The organism is Aeromicrobium sp. PFPM2_SD2, assembly GCF_057364525.1.
Genome location: NZ_JBNFNZ010000768.1, coordinates 1 through 634 on the forward strand (window position 1 = coordinate 1; position 634 = coordinate 634).

The following is a 634-nucleotide window of genomic DNA, read 5'->3' on the forward strand; positions in this document are numbered from 1 at the left end:
GCGTCGAGGTGCGCCCGGACGGTGCTGACGTCGCCACGGGCGACCGGCCCGGTGAGGGCGGCGTCGCCGAACGCGAGCGCGTTGTCGAGCGAGGCCGTCAGCAGCGGGCGCAGGATCGCGGACACGTCGGCGTCGGGGCCGGCGACCGAGCGCAGCAGCTCCATCGCCTGGTTGACGACGGTGACGAGGTGGTTCGAGCCGTGGGCCAGCGCGGCGTGGTAGGTCGCGCGATCGTCCTCGGCGACCCACACCGGCGTGCCGTCCAGGTCGGCGACGAGGCGCTCGGCGAGCGCGCGCTCGTCCGGGCCGGCGGTCAGGCCGAAGACGCACGTGCGGTCGAGGTCGAGCTCGGTGCCGGTGAACGTCATGGCGGGGTGGAACGCGATGGTGCGCGCCCCCTGGCGGGCGAGCGACGCCAGCGCCTCCAGCCCGTGACGGCCGCTGGTGTGCAGCACGACCTGGCCCGGACGGACGGTGAGGCGCTCGGCGAGCGCCACCAGCTGGTCGTCGGGGACGGCGAGGACGACCACGTCGGCGGCGACGACCGCGTCCGGCGTGGCGACCCGGACGCCGGGCAGCAGCGTGTCGATGCGCAGCCGGGAGGCCGGGGACGCACCGCTGACGGCGACGAGGT

Annotated in this window: 1 protein-coding gene; it reads right to left on the bottom strand. The window is 76.2% G+C overall.

Annotated elements, in window-relative coordinates:
- A partial coding sequence (locus tag AC2W7G_RS17990; RefSeq protein WP_485869633.1) for a Rossmann-like and DUF2520 domain-containing protein occupies window positions 1-634 on the bottom strand: 634 nt, incomplete at both ends.